At 68.6% G+C, this 17,925-nt stretch carries 13 protein-coding genes and 1 pseudogene; 9 read left to right on the forward strand and 5 right to left on the reverse strand.

Annotated features, from left to right (window positions below):
* Positions 1 to 119: 119 nt before the first annotated feature.
* From ACFKCF_RS50760 to ACFKCF_RS50770, 3 genes are read right to left on the reverse strand one after another with little or no spacing between them, the layout of a single operon-like run.
* Positions 120 to 1,091: a zinc-dependent alcohol dehydrogenase family protein gene (locus ACFKCF_RS50760; protein ID WP_394503157.1), complete on the reverse strand. Its 972-nt coding sequence runs from the start codon at positions 1,089 to 1,091 to the stop codon at positions 120 to 122.
* A 4-nt stretch (positions 1,092 to 1,095) separates the two neighbouring features.
* Positions 1,096 to 1,350 carry a hypothetical protein gene (locus tag ACFKCF_RS50765; RefSeq protein ID WP_394503159.1) on the reverse strand — a complete coding sequence of 85 codons (255 nt, stop codon included), beginning with the start codon at positions 1,348 to 1,350 and terminating at the stop codon, positions 1,096 to 1,098.
* A 16-nt stretch (positions 1,351 to 1,366) separates the two neighbouring features.
* Positions 1,367 to 1,768, reverse strand: coding sequence for a hypothetical protein (locus tag ACFKCF_RS50770; RefSeq protein ID WP_394503161.1), 402 nt, complete (start codon positions 1,766 to 1,768; stop codon positions 1,367 to 1,369).
* 252 nt (positions 1,769 to 2,020) lie between these two features.
* Between ACFKCF_RS50770 and ACFKCF_RS50775 the strand changes: the two genes are divergently transcribed.
* Positions 2,021 to 3,085, forward strand: coding sequence for an integrase core domain-containing protein (locus ACFKCF_RS50775; protein WP_394503163.1), 1,065 nt, complete (start codon positions 2,021 to 2,023; stop codon positions 3,083 to 3,085).
* 118 nt (positions 3,086 to 3,203) lie between these two features.
* Here the strand turns inward: ACFKCF_RS50775 and ACFKCF_RS50780 are convergent, their stop codons facing one another.
* On the reverse strand, positions 3,204 to 5,147 hold the full coding sequence (locus ACFKCF_RS50780) for an NACHT domain-containing protein (RefSeq protein ID WP_394503165.1): 1,944 nt from the start codon (positions 5,145 to 5,147) through the stop codon (positions 3,204 to 3,206).
* A 998-nt stretch (positions 5,148 to 6,145) separates the two neighbouring features.
* Complete coding sequence (locus tag ACFKCF_RS50785) at positions 6,146 to 6,412, reverse strand: hypothetical protein (RefSeq protein ID WP_394503166.1); 267 nt, start codon at positions 6,410 to 6,412, stop codon at positions 6,146 to 6,148.
* 432 nt (positions 6,413 to 6,844) lie between these two features.
* Here ACFKCF_RS50785 and ACFKCF_RS50790 point away from each other — a divergent pair.
* The 8 genes and pseudogenes from ACFKCF_RS50790 to ACFKCF_RS50825 form a co-directional block, all read left to right on the forward strand.
* A pseudogene (locus ACFKCF_RS50790) lies at positions 6,845 to 7,006 on the forward strand (hypothetical protein); the annotation flags it as partial.
* The gene (locus tag ACFKCF_RS50795; protein ID WP_394503243.1) at positions 7,007 to 8,656 is read left to right on the forward strand and encodes a thioesterase domain-containing protein; all 1,650 of its coding nucleotides are present in this window, start codon (positions 7,007 to 7,009) and stop codon (positions 8,654 to 8,656) included.
* Positions 8,657 to 9,016: 360 nt separating this feature from the next.
* Complete coding sequence (locus ACFKCF_RS50800; RefSeq protein ID WP_394503168.1) at positions 9,017 to 10,009, forward strand: ParB/RepB/Spo0J family partition protein; 993 nt, start codon at positions 9,017 to 9,019, stop codon at positions 10,007 to 10,009.
* A gap of 445 nt (positions 10,010 to 10,454) precedes the next feature.
* On the forward strand, positions 10,455 to 11,024 hold the full coding sequence (locus ACFKCF_RS50805; protein ID WP_394503170.1) for a DUF1062 domain-containing protein: 570 nt from the start codon (positions 10,455 to 10,457) through the stop codon (positions 11,022 to 11,024).
* Positions 11,011 to 11,877 carry a diiron oxygenase gene (locus ACFKCF_RS50810; protein ID WP_394503172.1) on the forward strand — a complete coding sequence of 289 codons (867 nt, stop codon included), beginning with the start codon at positions 11,011 to 11,013 and terminating at the stop codon, positions 11,875 to 11,877. The genes ACFKCF_RS50805 and ACFKCF_RS50810 overlap by 14 nt, the downstream gene beginning before the upstream one ends.
* Before the next feature lie 11 nt (positions 11,878 to 11,888).
* Positions 11,889 to 12,713 (forward strand): aminoacyl--tRNA ligase-related protein, encoded by an 825-nt coding sequence (locus tag ACFKCF_RS50815; RefSeq protein ID WP_394503174.1) that lies wholly within the window; start codon positions 11,889 to 11,891, stop codon positions 12,711 to 12,713.
* 11 nt (positions 12,714 to 12,724) lie between these two features.
* On the forward strand, positions 12,725 to 12,973 hold the full coding sequence (locus tag ACFKCF_RS50820) for an acyl carrier protein (RefSeq protein ID WP_394503176.1): 249 nt from the start codon (positions 12,725 to 12,727) through the stop codon (positions 12,971 to 12,973).
* 2 nt (positions 12,974 to 12,975) lie between these two features.
* On the forward strand, positions 12,976 to 17,925 hold the full coding sequence (locus ACFKCF_RS50825; RefSeq protein ID WP_394503178.1) for an amino acid adenylation domain-containing protein: 4,950 nt from the start codon (positions 12,976 to 12,978) through the stop codon (positions 17,923 to 17,925).

Raw genomic sequence — 17,925 nt, forward strand, 5'->3', positions numbered from 1 at the left:
ACCCGCATCGCCACCGCCCAGCTCAACGCCCAGGCCAAACCCTGGGTCTGGGGACGCCCACCACCGCCACCACGGCAGCTACGCCGACGGTTCACCTACACCCTTTGAGGAACGCAGCACTAGTCGCGCAGCACCAGCAGCGGCTTGCCCCCGTGACCGGGGGCCTCGGCGGCCGCCAGCGCCTCCGCGTAGGCGGCGAGCGGATACGGCCGCGCCTCCGGGATGCACATCACGCTCGAGTCGACCAGCTCGAACGTCCGCGCCAGCGCGGTCAGGATGTCGTCCGGCGTCGAAGTGGTGAACCAGCGGTAGAGCCAGAACCCGCGCACGGTCTTCGTCTCGTAGATCATCGACCGGGCGAACAGCGGGATCGTGAGCCGGTCGGCGTCGGTCTGCCGGTGGGTGGACAGCGCACCGTAGACGACCATCGTGCCGCCGGGCGCCAGCGCCCGCGAGACGTCGGCGCCGAGCTGCCCGCCGACGCAGTCCAGCGCCTTGGCGACGGGCCCGATGGCGGCCAGGCGCTCGCCGAGGTCCTCGTCCTCGGTGCAGATCACCTCCGTGCCCCCCAGGTCCAGGATCTCCTTGACGGCCGAGCGCCGCCGTACCACGTTGACCGTGCGGACGCCCAGGTGCGCGGCGAGCTGCACGACCAGCCGCCCGACGGTGGAGGTGGCGGCCGTCTGGACGATCCACTCGCCGGGCTGGACGTCCAGCTCGCGGCTGAGCAGCAGGTGCGCGGTGAGCGGGTTGGTGAGCAGCTGCGCGGCGGTGGAGTCGCTCAGGTGGCCGGGCACCGGCAGCGCCCGGCCCGCGTCCACGATCACGTAGTCCTGCCAGGTGCCCAGCACCCCGACCGTGATGACCCGCTGGCCCGCGTCGGTCACGCCGACGCACTCCTGACCCAGTACGGCGGGTAGCTCCGGCGCGATGCCGTACCGGCCCCGGATGATGTGCAGGTCGTTGGGGTTGACCGGGGCGGCGTGCACCCGGACCCGCACCTGGCCTGGTCCCGGCGACGGGATCGGGCGTTCCTCCAGCGCGACGACGTCCGACGGTTCGCCGATGGCGCGCGCGACCAGTGCCCGCATGTAGTCACCTCTGAATGAGCCGGGGGAGTGCCGCTATGTGCTCGGCAGGATAGTCGGGCACGGCCTCCGGCACCAGGCGCCGGGTCGTGATCTCCGCCTTCACCAGCGGGAGGTGCTCCACCTCGTACAGGCCGCGTGCCGGGTCGTCCACCTCGGGGCCGTGCCGCAGCGCGGGATCCAGGGCGGTTGAGACGTGCAGGTCCGCCAGCCGCGACGTATCCTCTGCGCCGCTGAAGATCATTACGGGGATACGAGACACGCTCTGATCTTGTTCTTTATCCTCCCGATTGTTGTAGTGCTGCGAGTGTGCGGCCGCGTTTGACGGTTTTGCCGACGTCGTAGCGGGTGGCGGGTCGGCGGTTGGGGATGCCGGGTGGGCGTCCGGGGCCGGGCCTGGAGGGTTTGGGTGCGCCGGCCGGTTGGGCGAGTGCGGGGCGCAGGTTCCGAAACCCGCGCCGGACCCGGGCGGGAGTGAGCTGACCCGGCCAGGCCGGTTTCTCCCACGGATGGCGCAGGTCCTCGGTCAGACGGCGACCCAGGCGCAGCTGGGTGTAAGCGATGAGCAGCAGCCAGGTCCAGTGGTCGGCGGCTCGGGTGGCGCGCAGCTTGGGGCGAGTCCAGCCGAGGGTCTGTTTCCAGAAGCGGTAGGTGTGTTCAAGCAGCTTTCTACAGTGCACCTATATAGCTGTTAGGGCCTGGAGCTGCGATGATTGGCATCGAAGGTTTGCTGGAGTTGGCGGCTGTCGTCCAGCGGCTCAAGGAGCAGAGCGCCCCGCGGGAAGGGGGTGCGGCATCACCGTCAGTCGGCGATCGGAGGGCGAGCCGGGCTCTCCACGACCCGGCCGACGTGTGGGTGCCGAATATTGCGTCACAGGGTTTGATCTGGGGTTTTGCTGTGTTCGATGGTTCGGCTCCGGCAGGATCGCAGGGTGGCTCTGCGGCTGCTGTACTTGATCGTCTTACGAGCATTTGGCTGGTTCGCGCTGCTTGCGCGATCACAGGCGTCCAAGGATGCGGAGATCTTGGTGTTGCGGCATCAGTTGGCTGTGCTCCGGCGCCAGGTGGCGGTTCCCCGGCCGTCGTGGGCGGACCGGGCCATCATTTCCGCGCTCGCGCGACTCCTGTCCCGACGTCGCCGATGTCACCTGTTCGTCACACCGCGGACGCTCTTGCGCTGGCACGCCGACCTGGTGAAGCGACGTTGGACCCACCCTAAGCACGGGCCGGGGCGGCCACCGATCCGACCTACCATCCGAACCCTGGTGCTGCGCCTGGCCGCCGAGAATCCGGACTGGGGATATCGGCGCATTGCCGGACAGATCGCCGGCCTGGGCCGGAAGGTGTCCCCGGCCACCGTGTGGGCGATCTTGAAGAAGGCCGGCTTCGATCCAGCTCCCCGGCGCGGTGGTCCGACCTGGGCGCAGTTCCTCAAGGCTCAGGCGTCCGGGATTCTTGCCTGTGACTTCTTTATCGTGGAGACGGTCATGCTCGCGCGGCTGTACTGCTTCACCGTGGTCGAGCACGCCACCCGGCGGGTGCACGTACTGGGGGTCACGGCGAACCCAACCGCCGGCTGGGTCGCCCAGCAAGCCCGCAACCTGATACTTGACCTGGGCGATCGGATCGGCGACTTCCGATTCCTGATCAGAGACCGGGACAGTAAGTTCACTGCCCTGTTCGATGAGGTGGTCAGGTCCGAGGGCATTCGTGTGGTGCTCACAGCACCTCGGGCTCCTCGGATGAACGCGGTCATGGAGCGGTGGGTGGGCAGCGTACGCCGCGAGTTACTCGACCGGATCCTCATCATGAACGAACGCCACCTGTGCAAAGTCCTCGCCGAGTACGAGACCTACTTCAATGGGCATCGTCCGCACCGGGCCTTGCAGCAGGCCAGCCCGCTACGGGCGCTACCCGACCCGGTCGGCGCCGACATCGAGGTCTCCCGGCGAGACCGGCTCGGCGGTCTCCTGCATGAGTACGCCCAGGTCGCATGAGGAGACACAGTATTCGGCACCCACAGGCATGATTTCGGCACCCACACGGCGGAAAGCCTGCGAAGGCGTGGCTGCTCGGGTCGCCTCATTCGCCAGGTGCTCGCTTTGGTGGAGCTGGTCAGGGGTGGGGGTGTCGGGCGAGGTAGTCCTGGAGTTCGCGGTGGCGAAACTGGTAGGCGATGCCGGCGATGCGGATCAGTCCGGTGTCGGTGTAGCACCAGTGCAGAAAACGGCTCAGCCTCCACGGCAGCAGCCGCGTCATGCTGAGCATTAGGAGCAGGTACCGCAGTCCGGCGTTTCCTGGACCGCCTATTGCCACCATGTAGAGCCCCAAGGCCAGCGCGGTGGGGCCGGCTGTCGCGGCGGCCTCGATCCCGTCTAGGCCGCCCGGGTTGAGCTCACTGGCGATGCCCGCTCCCAGCCCCACGGACAGTCCTAGCAGGAGCAGGAACGCTGATCCGCTGGCAAGGTCGTCGCGGACGATGTCACGGGGGGTGGCGACGGGCTTGTAGCCGGGGATCATCAGCGAGCCTGCCAGGCTCAGGAGTAATCCGATCAGGAGTCCTGCCGCAAGCCCGGTGGCGAGACCGGCCACTCCGTTCCCGGTCGTGGCTCCGCCCCAGAGCCCGAACAGGGGGCAGACCACGTATCCGGCCACGATTGCGGTGGGGGACTTCACCTGGGCCAGGTCGATGTGAGTGAGGCGGGGCCACACTTCCAACCAGGCGATGAGGCTGCTGCCACCCCCTAGGCCTATCGCGGCTATGGCACCGATCGTGATGCCGTCGTGGCCGATCGCCAGTGCGAACGCCGGCACCATGACCGCCGTGATGAGCGCGATGACACCGAGGCCGAGGACGCGTGAGCGGTTCCCCGCCAGCGGCCACAGTTCGTGCAGGACGAGGTCGGTGCTGGACAGGGTGCGGCCGTCCAACGGGGGCCGGGTCATATTGGCGTCCAGATAGCGGGCCAGGACCGCCAGCCAGTTGTGGACGTGGCCTGGCCGGTAGCGGCTCTTCGCGCCTGGCGGGGTGGCGGCCGCGATGGTGGCGGGAATGAACAGACTGAGCAGGTGATCGCGGATCTGATCAGGGTCTGTGGCGGTGTCGGCCTGGTCGGCGAGGTGCGTCAGTTCGGCGGGGTCGCGCAGGTAGGCCCCGGTGTCGGATCGTTGCTGGTAGGCGGTGACGGCCAGGGTGAGTCGCCAGGGTGTGGCCAGTGCCTCCGCCAGCGGGTGTCCGGGCTGGGTGAGCGCGTCCAGCACCGGCTGCCAGCGCGTTCGCTGATGCGTGCCGGCGACTGCCTCGATGAAGGTCCATGTCTGGTCCGCGGTGACAGCCGAGAGGGTGACGCGGGCCGCGTCGTGTGCCCAGGTGTCGCCGGCGATGAGCGCGTCGTAGGGGATTGACCGGCAAGTCAGTACCAGCCGGGCCTTCCCGCGCCCGCGCTGGTAGGCGTTCAGCGCCCGCAGTGCCTTGCCCGCGCGTGAGCCGTAGCCGGGCTCGGGTTCGGGGTCCATCTCGTCCAGGCCGTCGATGACTGGGAGCACCCGATCGGCCCGCAGCAGGGCCCGCGCGGTGGCCTTGGACAGGTCGAAGGTGCGTACCAGGTGCGCTGCCAGCCAGTCGTCCACGCTCGTCTGAGCGTCCCAGGCCGCGGCGGACACGCGGACTGGGATCGGATCGTCGGGTCTGCGGTCGTCGTCGGTGAGCAGGCCCAGTATCAGTTCGATCGCGAGCACCGTCTTGCCGGAGCCGGCGTCTCCGGTGATCACCAACCGCTGCGGCCTCAGCTTCCGGAAGTACCCCGCCACGTTCGCCACCGTCCCCTCGGACGCGGCTTCGCCGACGTTGTGGCCGGGTGCGGGAGTGAGGATGAAAGCCACATCGATCGTGCGGTCCTGCCGGCCTAGCAACTGCATCCGCTGTGCGGTCTCGGAGGTCACGACTGCTCTTTCGAGCCTCTGTGCCCACAGGTCCACATCGGTGTCGGTCACCTGCTTGGCCTGGATCGCCTGCCGTCCCGACCAGATCGACACCGCCAGCGACAGCGCTGACATCATGAAACTGGCAGGGTCGACGTCACCCCACCTCACATCCCTTAAACCCATCCAGGCGAATACGCCGGCCACCATGAACAGCAGCCCGCACGCCCACATCCACACCCGGCCAGACCTGCGATCCTCACCCATAAATGACCATCATCGGCATGGGGGCGCCCTCGCGCATCAAAGTCCGGCCAATCACCATCTGCCGTGCACATCTACGCGGTGCCAGGTCGCGGTCGTGCTCCCTTGGCACGTACGCCGTCAGCGGCGAGGTGGCGATGCCGTCAGGGTGGGGGCACGGTGCACGCCCAGCTCCAGCGGATCGGCAGCGTACACAGTCGGGGGAGGCGTCTGCGCGGGGGAGTGAGCGCCGACGCAATACCACGCTGGCCACGACGCTTCGTCCAGCAGCCCGGGCGACAGCTCCTCCAGGTGGAGAAGCTCTTGCTGGACCCGTTCGTGTGCGACGCCGATCGCCACCCTGACCACGGCCAGCAGCATCGCCCCCGTGGAGGGCTGATGCCGTCCAGCCGCACGCGCCGAGCACAGAGACCGCCATCTATATCAGTGTCAGGGTGCTCTGTGACCGGGGATTCAGTCTGTGGAGCCACGATGCAATGATCGCGTGAGAGGGGGTCGTGCTCGGCGCGTGCTCGTACGCCCCGTCACGCGTCGTCAGCACCAGGCATCGCCTGACACACAAAACGCACTGAGGCGGTACGAAAGATCACCGAACGGCGCGGCGCGACACTAAAAAATCTTGCTTCTAATCCGCCGGTCGCAGGTTCGAATCCTGCAAGGCGCGCTTTGATCATGTCCTGACCTGCGGTTTTGTGGGATCGGATGCGTACTAGAATTTTCGTCTAGCGCCTGCGTGCTCCATGCGTGCTCGCGCGCACCAACCCCGCACAAACCATGATCCATTCACTGTCTCCGACTGCTGCAGGAAGAGCAGCGGCCCCGTCCCGCCGGGGAAAGGCGGCGAGTGCGCGGCCGGATGCTTAATCCGACTGTCAGCTCCTCAGTGAGATGAGCTTCCCGGGCGCGTCCTGGTCTTCCTCGCCGAACAGCAAGGCTGCGGTCTTCTCAGTCGCGGCCGAGGCCACCTGCGGGTAGACGGAGGTGTAGGTGTCGGCGGTGAAGGCGCTGGAGGTATGTCCCAGCGTTTCTCGTGACGCGGAGCGAGAATCTCGACAACCTCGTCCCGATCGCTCATGGGTTGCGATCGCAAACGCGGCGAAGGTGCTGGCGATGGTGAGGTAGGCCAGGCGAAGGAGCACGGCCGACCATCCTGCAGCACTTGGTTCCGTCTCCTGAGCGGCCAGGGCTCGCGCCGCCACGCGAAGCCCTCGCGGAGTCATGACCTGGGCGGATGTAATAATCGGCAGGCGCACTGTTGCGACGGCTTCCTGCAGCCGGGCAGTACGTGCCCATTCGCTCCACCGACCCGCTCAGTGGGCTCGCGCGGCGCCGGCCGCGACCGTGAGGACGGGACAGCAGGATCATCCGATCGTCAGTGCCGCGAGAGCGATCAGGAGGGTGCAAGAGCCGACTTGACGGTGCCCGCTCTCTCGGGGATCAATGGGCAGGCACCATCGGCGAGGTGATGCTGGGGCGGACGGGCAGGACGTGCCCCGCCCCGTCCGGGCGCCCAACGAGCATAGGACACCCCCGATGGCTGGCGAAGCCGAGCACAAGGGAGTTCGTGTCTGATGGATTCGAGGATCGCGGAAGAGGTACGCGAACTGACGTCGAGCCTGCGCAGGCTGGGCGTGCGGCTCCGTGTCGAGGACGGGAGACTTCGGATGGAGGCTCGCCGGGGCGTCGTGGGGCCGGAGCTTCTGGCGCGGGTCGAAAGGCAGAAGGACGCCCTCATGCGAGTTCTGGCCGCTGAGGCCGACCAGGCTCGGACCTCCGGCGGGTCGGCTGGGCCGTGGCGTCTTCAGGACATCCTTGAAGGGGGAGAGTTCCGAAGCGTACGCCTGGAGTTCGGCGGGAACATCGCGTCGGCGGTCCATGAGTACTGCGAGGCGAACTCTCTCACGCCGCCGCTGTTCTACCTCGCCGCTTACGCCCTCGCCCTGCAGGACATCGGTGGCCGTCGCGAATCCGCAGTGGAGTTCACCGTCGGCACGCGGTCGGCTGCCGGATCGTCATGGAGCGACCCGGTGCTGGTCCAGGTGGCTCCTGACGATGAACAGACCATCCGGGACTACCTCGGACAGGTCCGTTCCCAGATCGCCTCCGCTCTGCGGGACGGTGGGTCCATCGGCGATGTGACCGCGCCGAACGCGGCGGGGACAGTGGACGTTCGCGGCGTCGCGGCAGTGGACGGATGCTTACGATACGCGGGCGGCGAAGAGGAGCCAGAGGCCGGCCCGGCGCAGAACCTTCCTGCGCCGGCCCGCCTCAGCAGCCGTGGCGCGATCACGCTGAGCGTGGCGGACGAGACCGGCCGGGTCAGGCTGGAGGTTGAGCGGGGCGGTGACGAGCGGACCGGGAAGCAGTTCTGCCGCGAGCTGGCGGAGCGGGTCAGCACGCTGGTTGTGCGGTTGCTCGGCGATCCCGGACGGACACGCGCGACGCTGACGTATGGGACGCTTGCCTCCGCCGGGAGGGGCGGATCGTCATCCGGGCTCGGCGGTGCCCGCTCCAAGACGCTGTCCGGGCAGGCGGCCGGTGCCCCCGCACGCGATGCGCACGATCTGTTCGGCGTCATCCTCCCGCTGAAAAGGAGCGGCACCGAGCCGCCGCTGTTCTGCGTTCATCCGGCGCTCGGGCTGAGTTGGTGCTATGCCATGTTGCTCGGGCATCTGCCCCAGGACCGCCCCGTGTACGGCCTGCAGACGGCGTCCCTGCGATCCCCCGGATACCTCGCATCGAGCATCGAGGAGATCGCCGACAGCTACCTTCGCGAGATCCGCGTAGTTCAACCGCATGGCCCCTATCACTTCCTGTCCTGGTCGTTCGGCGGCCTCATCGCGCACCGGCTGGCGGTCCTGATCCAGGAGGCGGGGGAGGAGGTGGCCCTTTTGTCCGTCATGGACGCGGCACCACTTCCGGCGCTTGCGGACGTCAGCGAGGAGGAGCTGTTCCGGGAGGCACTCAGCACTCTGCTGGGCAGCGACGAGGCGGCCGACCTGGCGATGGCCGAGCTGCCCGTGAATGCTGCGGCCGAAGACGTGAAGCGCCAGATCAAGGCCCGTAACCCCGGGTTCCCCGATCTCGCTCCCGCGACGATCGCAACCCTGGTGGCGTCCACGGTGAACCACTTCCGCCTGATGCTCGACCATGTGCCGGGCGCCTTCGACGGGAATCTGACATTCTTCGCCAGCGCGCCCAGGGAGGCCGGCCTGATCGCCGCCGATCCACGGCGCTGGGACGGCCACGTGCGAGGCGTCGATCGGATCCAGCTGGACTGCGATCACCTGGACATGGCCGGCCTCGAGGCCATGGCGAGCATCGGTGCGCACCTCAAGACCCGGATGAGGTCCTGGAACAGGGACGGGACCGGCCGGAGCTGATTTCGGCGTTCTCCCGGCCCGGCGGAGCTGGAGGATCTCTGGCCGGGCCGGCGTTTCAGGCCCGGCGCTCCTGTAGCGCCGCGAAGTTGTGCGGCCGATGAGTCACCCCCCGTCATGAACCGTCCGCCATGGGTTGCTCGCGACGTGGTGCCCGAGGCGACGCCGGGGGAGCGACATACCGGCGACATACCCTTCCCCATTACTCTCGACCAAGACCTGGCACATTTGTCGCAGTGCCCTCGGAAAGCGCATTCCGTAGATCGCAGTCGGAGTATCTCGTGAGGATTGCTTCTCGCCTGCCGTGGATCGGCGGCGGCGATGTGCGCATGAAGAAGACGCCATGATCAAACAATTATTTGCTTGACCATTGGGGGAAATCTGATGGGAGAAAGTGTTTCGGAACGGGTGCGGGGCGGTGTGGGTTATGTCGCCGAGAACAGTGTACGCGTGCCGCTCGAGGATTTGCTCGAGGCGGATTCACCGCGCCGCCAGGGCGTCGATCTCGAGCATGCCCGCACGCTCGCCGGGGTGGAGGAACCCTTGCCGCCCATTCTCGTGCATTTCGGCACCATGCGTGTCATCGACGGGATGCATCGCCTGACCGCCGCCCGAATGGTCGGCCGCTCGGACATCGAGGTGAAATTCTTCCACGGCGACCCCGATGAAGCATTCCGGTTCGGGGTCAAGGCCAATGTCTCCCACGGGTTGCCGCTGAGCCTGGCCGATCGGAAGGCGGCCGCGGCGCGGATCATCTTCTCGCATCCGCATCTGTCCGATCGGGCCATCGCGCTGTCGGCCGGCTTGGCGGCGGCGACCGTGGCATCCATGCGGAACCAGAGTGACGGGCCGGGCGGAACCGAGGCCAGGATCGGCGCGGACGGCAGGGTCCGGCCATTGAACGCCGCGAAGGGGCGGCTGGTCGCCAGCGAGGTGCTCGCCGAGCGCCCGGACGCGACGCTCCGCGAGATCGCCCAAGTGGCGGGGATCTCGATCGCGACCGCGCGGGACGTGCGCCGGCGCGTGCTCGCGGGCGACGATCCCGTGCCCGAGCGCCTGCGGTCCACCGAAGATGGCGCGTCTTCGCCCAGGGCGTCGGCTGATGGAGCCGGTAACGCAGGGGAGCGGGTCGACCTCACACGAGTGATCGACACTCTGCGGCGGGACCCGTCGCTCCGCTATTCGGAATCCGGTCGCGCGCTGATCAGGTGGCTGGACTCCAGAGCCGTGACGATCCGGCACTGGATGGAGCTCGCGGAGATCGTTCCGCCGCACTGCACGGTCTCCATCGCCAAGGTGGCGCGAGAGTGTGCTCGGACGTGGGCGGAGATCGCCGAGATGATCGAAGACGCGTGACACCGGCCGCTCCCGTCCCACCCAGCCATGTCTCGCCGGAGACGTGGCAGGCCCGAAGGCGGTGCGGGCCGGTGCGGCCGCGCCCCGGGCGATATTCAACTGCTCAAAGCAGCCGGTTGAACAACCTCGCGGGCGGGGATATTCGTGTGCCCGCCGAGTTCTGGCCCGGGTGAACACCGCCTGGGCATGATAATGGCGCGAGCCGAAATGAATCCGCGATTCCGTGCGCGTTCGACCTTGTGCTTGCCCGGGCTAACACCTTTGGTGCCGGATGTGTCAGTGTGCTGCCGCACGAAAGGAATTGTGCTCCAATCTCGTATCGAGGCCGGCCGCGACCGTCGTTGAATATCGCAGCGCGAAAGTCTCGGTGCGCCGGCCCGCTGGGAACTCCACGGCCGACGGTGGAGCGCACCGGGGATTTCATGACTGCGGATTGCGAGCCGGCGTGGGTCTGGTGGAATGGCTGATACGGGGCACAAGGCTGCCCGAGATGATGAAGCCGTGTGTCGACTGCAGTTCGAAGCTGCATCGCCCGTCGGGGAAGTTCCGGATGAACGCCAACGGCAAACTTCTGGACGTCTGGTTACTCGTGTTGTGCGCCCAGTGCGGCAGGACGTCGAAGGTCGCGATCCACGAACGTGTTCCTGTCGCCGTTCTCGGAAACGAGCGGATACGCCGTTACGAGGAGAACGACTCCGCATCCTTCGAGGCCGCGATGATGGACCAGAACATCGCCCGCCGCAACAATTACCGGCTCGACTGGGAGGGCGTGTGGCGGCTGGAGGCCCGGCCCGTCACGCCGTCCGGGGGGCGCGTCCGCGTGCGATTCGAGGTGCCGGCGCCGATACGGCCCGTGAAGATCCTCATGCGCGGGCTCGCGCTCAGCCGGGGCAAGGTGATCGAGGCCGTCGACGTCGGCCGGATCGCGATGTCGATCGATGTGAACGCCAAGGTGTGCCGGGACTTCGAGTTCCGCGTCGCGCCCGGAACGGGAGGCTCCGATGCCGACGCTTGAGTGGACGCAAGAATTTACCAAGGCCGTCGGTAGGCTCACCGAGGCTTCGGTTGAGGACTACTACAACCCTTATCGCACCTTTCAGTGGCCGCCGGAGATCAAGCCTGAATCGTTGTGGATGAGCAGGGAGCTCCTCTCGGTCCATGGCACCGCGATGGAAGCGGACATCCCACCGGACCAGCTGGTCGAGCTCTCCCGCTGGGAGAGCGTCAACCTCTACAGCCTGATCGCCCATGGGATCCGGGAGCTGCTCATCGAGGTGATGCGCCGCATGCACACCCCCGGCTACGAGATCCCCACGCCCTACTTCCACCACTTCATCGGCGAGGAGAACGAGCACATGTGGTTCTTCGCCGAATTCTGCCTCAGGTACGGGGGGCGCATATATCCGGACCGGCGCATGGTCTTCCCGGCTGCCGAGCGCGCACCGGAAGTGAACAACTTCATCGTCTTCAGCCAGATTCTGATCTTCGAGCAGATCGGTGACTTCTTCAACGCGAGGATGGCCGCGGACGCGAGCCTCCCGGACACCGTCCGTGAGGTGAATCGCATCCACCACCGCGATGAGTCCCGGCACATCGCCTTCGGCGGGCAACTGGTCTCGGCGCTCTTCAACCACGTCAAGGCCGGTCACTCGGCCGAGGCCGTGCGGGAAGTCGCCGGGTATCTGCGTCGCTACATCGACCTCATCATTTCGATGTTGTACAGCGTGGACGCCTACCGCGACGCCGGCTTCGACTCGCCGTCGCGGGTCCGCGCCGCCGTGCTGGCCGACCCCGCCCGGCAAGCCGTGCACGAACGCATCACCGAACGAACAGTCTCCTTCTACCGACGCATCGGCCTGTTCGACTGACAGGAGCACTCATGGCCATCTTCCTCGCGTCCGGGGTCGCGGTGCTCGAGCCCGCCGAGGCCGAGATCTTCGATGCTCTGGACGCCCGGTTCTCACGGATCGCCGGACAACTGGGCGCCCGGCCGGTTGTCAGCCCCGCGCTTCTCCCCGCCGGCCTGCTGGCCGAGCTCGACTTCTTCGCCAACTTCCCCCATCTCGCACTCCCGGTGGCCACGTACACGGAGGAGACGACCACCCGGCTGGCCGGACAGGAGCGCGGTGCGCCCGCGCCCGAGGACGCCTTGAGGCCGACAGACTGCCTCCTGCCGACGGCCACCTGCTACGGAATGCTCATGTCGCTCCGGCGTCAGCAGGCCCAGAGCCCACGGCTGCTCACCGCGATCGGTCGCTGCCATCGCAACGAAGAGATCTACGACGGGCTCCGCCGCCTCAGGACCTTCCACATGCGGGAGGTGCTCTACGTGGGCGACCAGGAGGGTGCGGTGGAGCACTTGCGGAAGGCGGAAGAGCAGGTCCGGGACCTGGCCGCCGGACTCGGGATCGAGCTCGACGCGCAACCTGCTACGGATCCCTTCTACCTGGGCGACGGCTCCCGCTCGCTGCTCAGCCGGCTGGACCCGGTCAAGTTCGAGTTCGTGGCCTCGGACGGCACCGCCATCGCCTCGGTCAACCGCCACCGCAACTTCTTCGGCGAGCGCTTGGGCATCGAGCACGGGGATGCTCCGGCCTACAGCAGTTGCCTCGCTTTCGGGGTGGAGAGGTGGATCCACACCTTGATCCGCACTCACGGCGGGGCCGAGCGTGCCCTCGACGTCGTCCACGGTTCGATCGGATAGGAGAGCAGGGCATGGACCTCAGGAGCGTCAGGGATGCCAGGATGGACGAGATCGTGGCCTGGATCCGAGCGAAGAACCCGGATCTGGAAGGCGCGGTCCTTCCCGACGCTGACCTGATCGAGACCCGGCTCCTCGAGTCGCTGGCGTTCCTCGAGTTCGTCGGCCTGCTGGAAGAGCTCTCCGGCGCGACGATCGACGTCGGCTCGCTGAGCATCGACGACTTCCGCACTCTGGACCGGATCGCGGAAAGGTTCCTGTAGCGATGGAGTCGCGGAGCGCGGCGGGGAGGTTGCTGGCGGCGCGGGTGGCCCGATCCGGCCCGGAGTCGGTCGTCGTGTGCGGCCGGGTGGTCGTATCACACCGGGAGCTACAGGCCAGGGCCGCCGCTGTGGGCGATGCGCTGGCGCGGTCCGGGGCCGGACGGGAGTCGATCGTCGCCGTGCTGGCGCCGCGAGGGATCGGCGCGGTGACCGCGATGCTGGGGGCCTGGCAGGCCGGTGCTGCCTATCTGCCCATCGACCCGGCATACCCGTCCGAGCGGATCGCGTGGATGATCGAGGACGCCCGGCCCTCGGTCGTGGTGCTGGGGGCGGATCCGCATGCGGCGGTTCCCCCAGCCCTGCCGACGGTCCACATCGATGCCGGGGGATCGGTGCTCGGCGGAACAGGCGCATCGGCCGCCGCAGGCGTTCGCGACGCACTTGACACCGTGACACCGGACGACGTCGCGTACGTGATCTACACATCAGGCTCGACCGGGCACCCCAAGGGCGTGATGATCAGCCATGGAGCGCTGGCCACCTTCCTGACCGCCATGGAGCGGTGCTTCCCGCTCACGCCGGCGGACCGGCTGGTGTCGGGCACGACCTTCGGCTTCGACATGTCGGTGCCGGAGTACCTCCTGCCGCTGCTGCGTGGCGCGCGCCTGATTGTCGCGACCGCGGACCAGGCTCTCTACCCGCCCGCTCTCGGCGAGCTGGTGGCCGGTTCCGGCGCCACGATCATGCAGGGGACCCCGACCTTGTGGCGCGAGCTGCTCGCGGCGTGCCCCGACGTGGTCGACGGTCTCGACGTCATCGTCGGCGGCGAAGCCCTTCCGGCCGTGCTCGGTGCCGAACTGGCCGCTCGCGCGCGGCGCGTGACCAATCTGTACGGTCCCACCGAGGTGACGGTGTGGGCCACGTCCGCGTCGGTCGGCCGCACGGGGACCGGCGTCGCGCCGATCGGTGTGCCCTTCCCGGACGTGGACGCGTACGTCTTGGACGAGCACCTGCGCGTGGTTCCCACCGGGACGGTCGGCGAGCTCTACCTGTCCGGTCCGCAGGTGGCGCGAGGCTACCTGAACCGCCCCGAACTGACGGCGCAGCGCTTCGTCACGGACCCGTTCGCCGCCGACGGACGCCGGATGTACCGGACGGGCGACCTGGCGCTCCGCAACGCCGATGGCGTTCTGGACTATCACGGCCGGACCGATGCGCAGGTCAAGATTCGCGGCTTCCGGGTGGAGCCGGGAGAGGTCGAGGCCGCGCTGGAGCGACTGCCCGGCGTGCGCCAGGCGGCGGTGGTGGCCCGGCCGGACGCTGAGGGAGTCCCACACCTGGTGGCTTACGTCGTGGGCGATGACCTGCGGACCTCCGCGCTGGCCAGAGGACTGACGGCCGCGGTCCCGCGGCACCTGGTGCCGGAGGCGTTCCAGATCGTCGATCGGCTGCCGCTGACGCCGAACGGCAAGGTGGATCGCCGGGCACTCCCGGACCTCGACAGCGGCGCGCCGGACGACCGCGGGCGCCGCGAGCCACGGAACTCCCTTGAAGAAGCGGTGTGCGGCCTCCTGGCCGAGGTGCTCGCGACCGGCGGCGTCGGGCTCGACGACGATTTCATCGCTCTCGGCGGCACCTCGCTCCACGCGGCTCGTCTCGTTGCTCGCCTCCGCGCCTCGCTGGGTGTCGACATCCTGGTCCGGCACGTTTTCGAAGCCGCTACCGTCGCGGAGCTCTGCGAGCTGATCGGGGACGCGGACGAAGCCATCGCGCAACGGGACCCGGGCGATCACGGCGGGCACGCGTCGCGCCCTTCGCACGCGCAACGACGTCTGTGGTACCTGAACCGGCTGAACGAGGCCGACCTCGGCTACAACCTCGCCTACGGTGCGCGGTTCACGGGTGCGCTCGACCCGGACGCGCTCCACGCCGCGCTCCTCGATGTCGTGGCTCGTCACGAATCCCTCCGGACGCGTTTCCTCCAGGATGAGGGGATCCTGCGGCGGCAGGTGCTGGACGCGGCGGACTGCCTGCCGTACCCGGTAGCCGAGCAGGTGAGCCCGGAGGACGTGCAGAGCTTGTTCGACGAGACCGCGGCGCACCGTTTCGACCTGGAGAGGGAGAGCCCGGTACGGTGCCGCCTCCTGCGGATGGGGACGCGGGACCACGCCCTGTTCGTGGTGGTCCACCACATCGCCTTCGACGGCTGGTCGCAGACCTTGTTCGTCGACGAGCTCGCCACGGCGTACGAGGCCCGGTGCGGCGGGGTGGAGCCGGGCTGGAAGCCCTTGCCTGCCGGCTACGCGGACTATGTCCGGTGGCAGGAGTCGATGCTCGGCGATCCCGCTGATCCCGACAGCCGATATGCCCGCGAAGTCGCCTACTGGCGCGAAGCCTTGGCGGGAATGCCCGGCGAGCTGGCTCTACCGGCCGACCGGGCACGGCCGGCTCGCCTGAGCGGGCGAGGCGGGAGAGTGCGACGCGAGCTCGACCCGCAGTCGCACCGTGCGCTGGCCGCCCTGGCCCGTGAGCACCGGGCCAGCGTGTTCATGGTCTTGCAGGCGGCCCTCGCCGCGCTGCTCACCAGGCTCGGAGCTGGAACCGCCATCCCCATCGGGTGCCCCGTGGCAGGCCGGACCGAGCACTCGTTCGATGCGGTGATCGGGATGTTCGTCAACACGCTCGTCCTGCCCACCCGGACGGACGGCGACCCGGCGTTCCACGCTCTCCTGAGCCGAGTCCGCACAAGCGGGCTGGAGGCCTACGCTCATCAGGAGCTGCCCTTCGACCTGCTGGTCGAGGCGGTCAATCCGCCGCGCAGCGCGGCACGCAACCCGCTGTTCCAGGTCATGCTGGCGCTGGAGACCGAGTCTGAGCCGCCGCTCAGACTGCCGGGACTGTCCGGCGAGCCGCTGCGCGCGGCCCTCGACTGCAGCCGCTTCGACCTGACGGTCATCGCCACCGAACGGCGTGACCTGGACGGGGAGCCCGCAGGCGTGACCCTGGCGCTTGAATACTCCGCGGACCTTTTCGACCGCGATACGGCGGAGCTGATCCTGCGCCGGTTCGCACGGCTGCTCCGGTCGGCCGTCGAAGCGCCCGGCCGGAGGTTGTCGGAGCTCGACCTCATGGACGAGGCCGAGTTGGGGCAGGTGCTGGGCACCTTCGCCCATGGTGACGAAAGGTCCACGGCGACCGAGGCCTCGGCCCTGGTGCAGTCAGCCGTGACGGCCAACGGGCCTCACCCCGCCGTGGTATGCGGCGAGGTCGTGCTCTCCTACGCGGAGTTCGGCGCGCGTGCCGGAGAGCTGGCGGAGGTCCTGCGGCGGCACGGCGCCGGACCGGAGACGCTCGTGGCGATCGTGATGCCGCGGGTCGCCGGGGCTGTCGTCGCGATGCTGGCAGCCTGGCAGGCGGGAGCCGCCTACGTGCCGGTCGATGCCGGCCATCCGGCCGAGCGCGTCGGATGGATGCTCAGGGACGCCCGGCCCGCCGTCGTGGTGGTGGAGGCGGGCAGCGCCCTCACGGCTCCGGCGGGCGTTCCTGTGGTGCGCGTCGACGAGAAGGGAAGGGTGGCCGAGGACGGTACCGCGTGCGGGCACGCCACTGCCACCGACGCCCGAACCCGATGGGGGCCGGACCGTGCTGCCTACGTGATCTACACCTCCGGGTCCACGGGGCGGCCGAAGGGCGTGATCGTCTCGCAGCGGGCTCTCGCCAATTACCTGCAATGGGCCGCCACCACGTATCCGAGCATGCGCGGCCGGGTGCCCGTCACCTTCTCCCTCGGTTTCGACGGCGCGGTCACCCAGCTCTGGGCACCGCTGACGGCCGGTGGAACCGTCGAACTCGTCGACGCCCCCTGGCTGGCCGAGAAACCCGAGCCGGCTACCGGGCGCCCGACCTTTCTGGAGATGACGCCCAGCCAATTCCCGTTCCTCGGCGATCCGGACGACCCGCGATGGCCGACGCGTGACCTTGTCCTCGGCGGCGAGGCCCTGCACGGCGCCACACTGGCCGGATGGCGGCGGGAGCATCCCCAGGTCGACCTGACCAACCTGTACGGACCGACCGAGGTCACCGTCGCCTGCACGTTTCACCGTATCGCCGCCGGGGAGCCGATCGGCGCCGGCGCGGTGCCGATCGGGCGCCCGGTGTGGAACGTCCGGTTGTACGTGCTTGACGATGCCCTGCGCCCGGTCCCGATCGGCGTCGTAGGAGAGCTGTACGCGGCCGGGGTCCAGCTCGCGCGCGGCTATCTGAACCGGCCCCGGCTGACCGCCGAGCGATTCGTCGCCGACCCCTTCGCCGCCGACGGGAGCAGGATGTACCGGACCGGCGACCTGGCACGGTGGACCACGGCGGGTGTGCTCGAGTACGTCGGCCGGGTGGACGATCAGGTGAAGATCCGCGGCTTCCGGGTGGAGCCAGGAGAGGTCGAGGCGGCGCTGGAGCGACTGCCCGAGGTACGTCAGGCAGCGGTCACGGCCCGGCCCGACGCCCTGGGACACCCGCGGCTGGTGGCGCACCTGGTCGGTGACACCGTGCCGCACACCGTGCTGGCACGAGCGCTCGGCACAACGCTTCCCCGGCACATGGTGCCCGAGGTGTTCGTGTTCACCGACCGCCTGCCACTGACGTCGAACGGCAAGGTGGACCGTCAGGCCTTACCCGGATCGGTCCCCGGGCCCGTGCCGCTGCCCGCACAGGGAGGCAGCTCGGAGCGGGAGCCGCGGTCGGCGGCCGAGAAGGCGGTGTGCGGCCTGTTCGCCGAGATACTCGGGGTGGAGCACGTGGGAATGGACGATGACTTCTTCGCCCTGGGCGGGCATTCGCTGAGTGCCGCGCGCCTGGTCGGTCGGATCAGGGCGCTGCTCGGCGCCCGGATCGCGCTGCAGGACCTGTTCGAGTTCCCTACCGCGGCGATGCTCGCCAAGCGCTGCGAGACCTGA

The organism is Nonomuraea sp. JJY05 (assembly GCF_043496855.1).
Lineage (GTDB): Bacteria > Actinomycetota > Actinomycetes > Streptosporangiales > Streptosporangiaceae > Nonomuraea.

Excerpts from the sequence above, each read along its gene's own strand:
- ACFKCF_RS50760 (WP_394503157.1), bottom strand. The coding sequence starts at position 1,091 with ATGCGGGCACTGGTCGCGCGCGCCATCGGCGAACCGTCGGACGTCGTC.
- ACFKCF_RS50780 (WP_394503165.1), bottom strand. The coding sequence starts at position 5,147 with ATGATGTCAGCGCTGTCGCTGGCGGTGTCGATCTGGTCGGGACGGCAG.
- ACFKCF_RS50795 (WP_394503243.1), top strand. The coding sequence starts at position 7,007 with ATGCGAGTTCTGGCCGCTGAGGCCGACCAGGCTCGGACCTCCGGCGGG.
- ACFKCF_RS50810 (WP_394503172.1), top strand. The coding sequence starts at position 11,011 with ATGCCGACGCTTGAGTGGACGCAAGAATTTACCAAGGCCGTCGGTAGG.
- ACFKCF_RS50815 (WP_394503174.1), top strand. The coding sequence starts at position 11,889 with ATGGCCATCTTCCTCGCGTCCGGGGTCGCGGTGCTCGAGCCCGCCGAG.
- ACFKCF_RS50820 (WP_394503176.1), top strand. The coding sequence starts at position 12,725 with ATGGACCTCAGGAGCGTCAGGGATGCCAGGATGGACGAGATCGTGGCC.
- ACFKCF_RS50825 (WP_394503178.1), top strand. The coding sequence starts at position 12,976 with ATGGAGTCGCGGAGCGCGGCGGGGAGGTTGCTGGCGGCGCGGGTGGCC.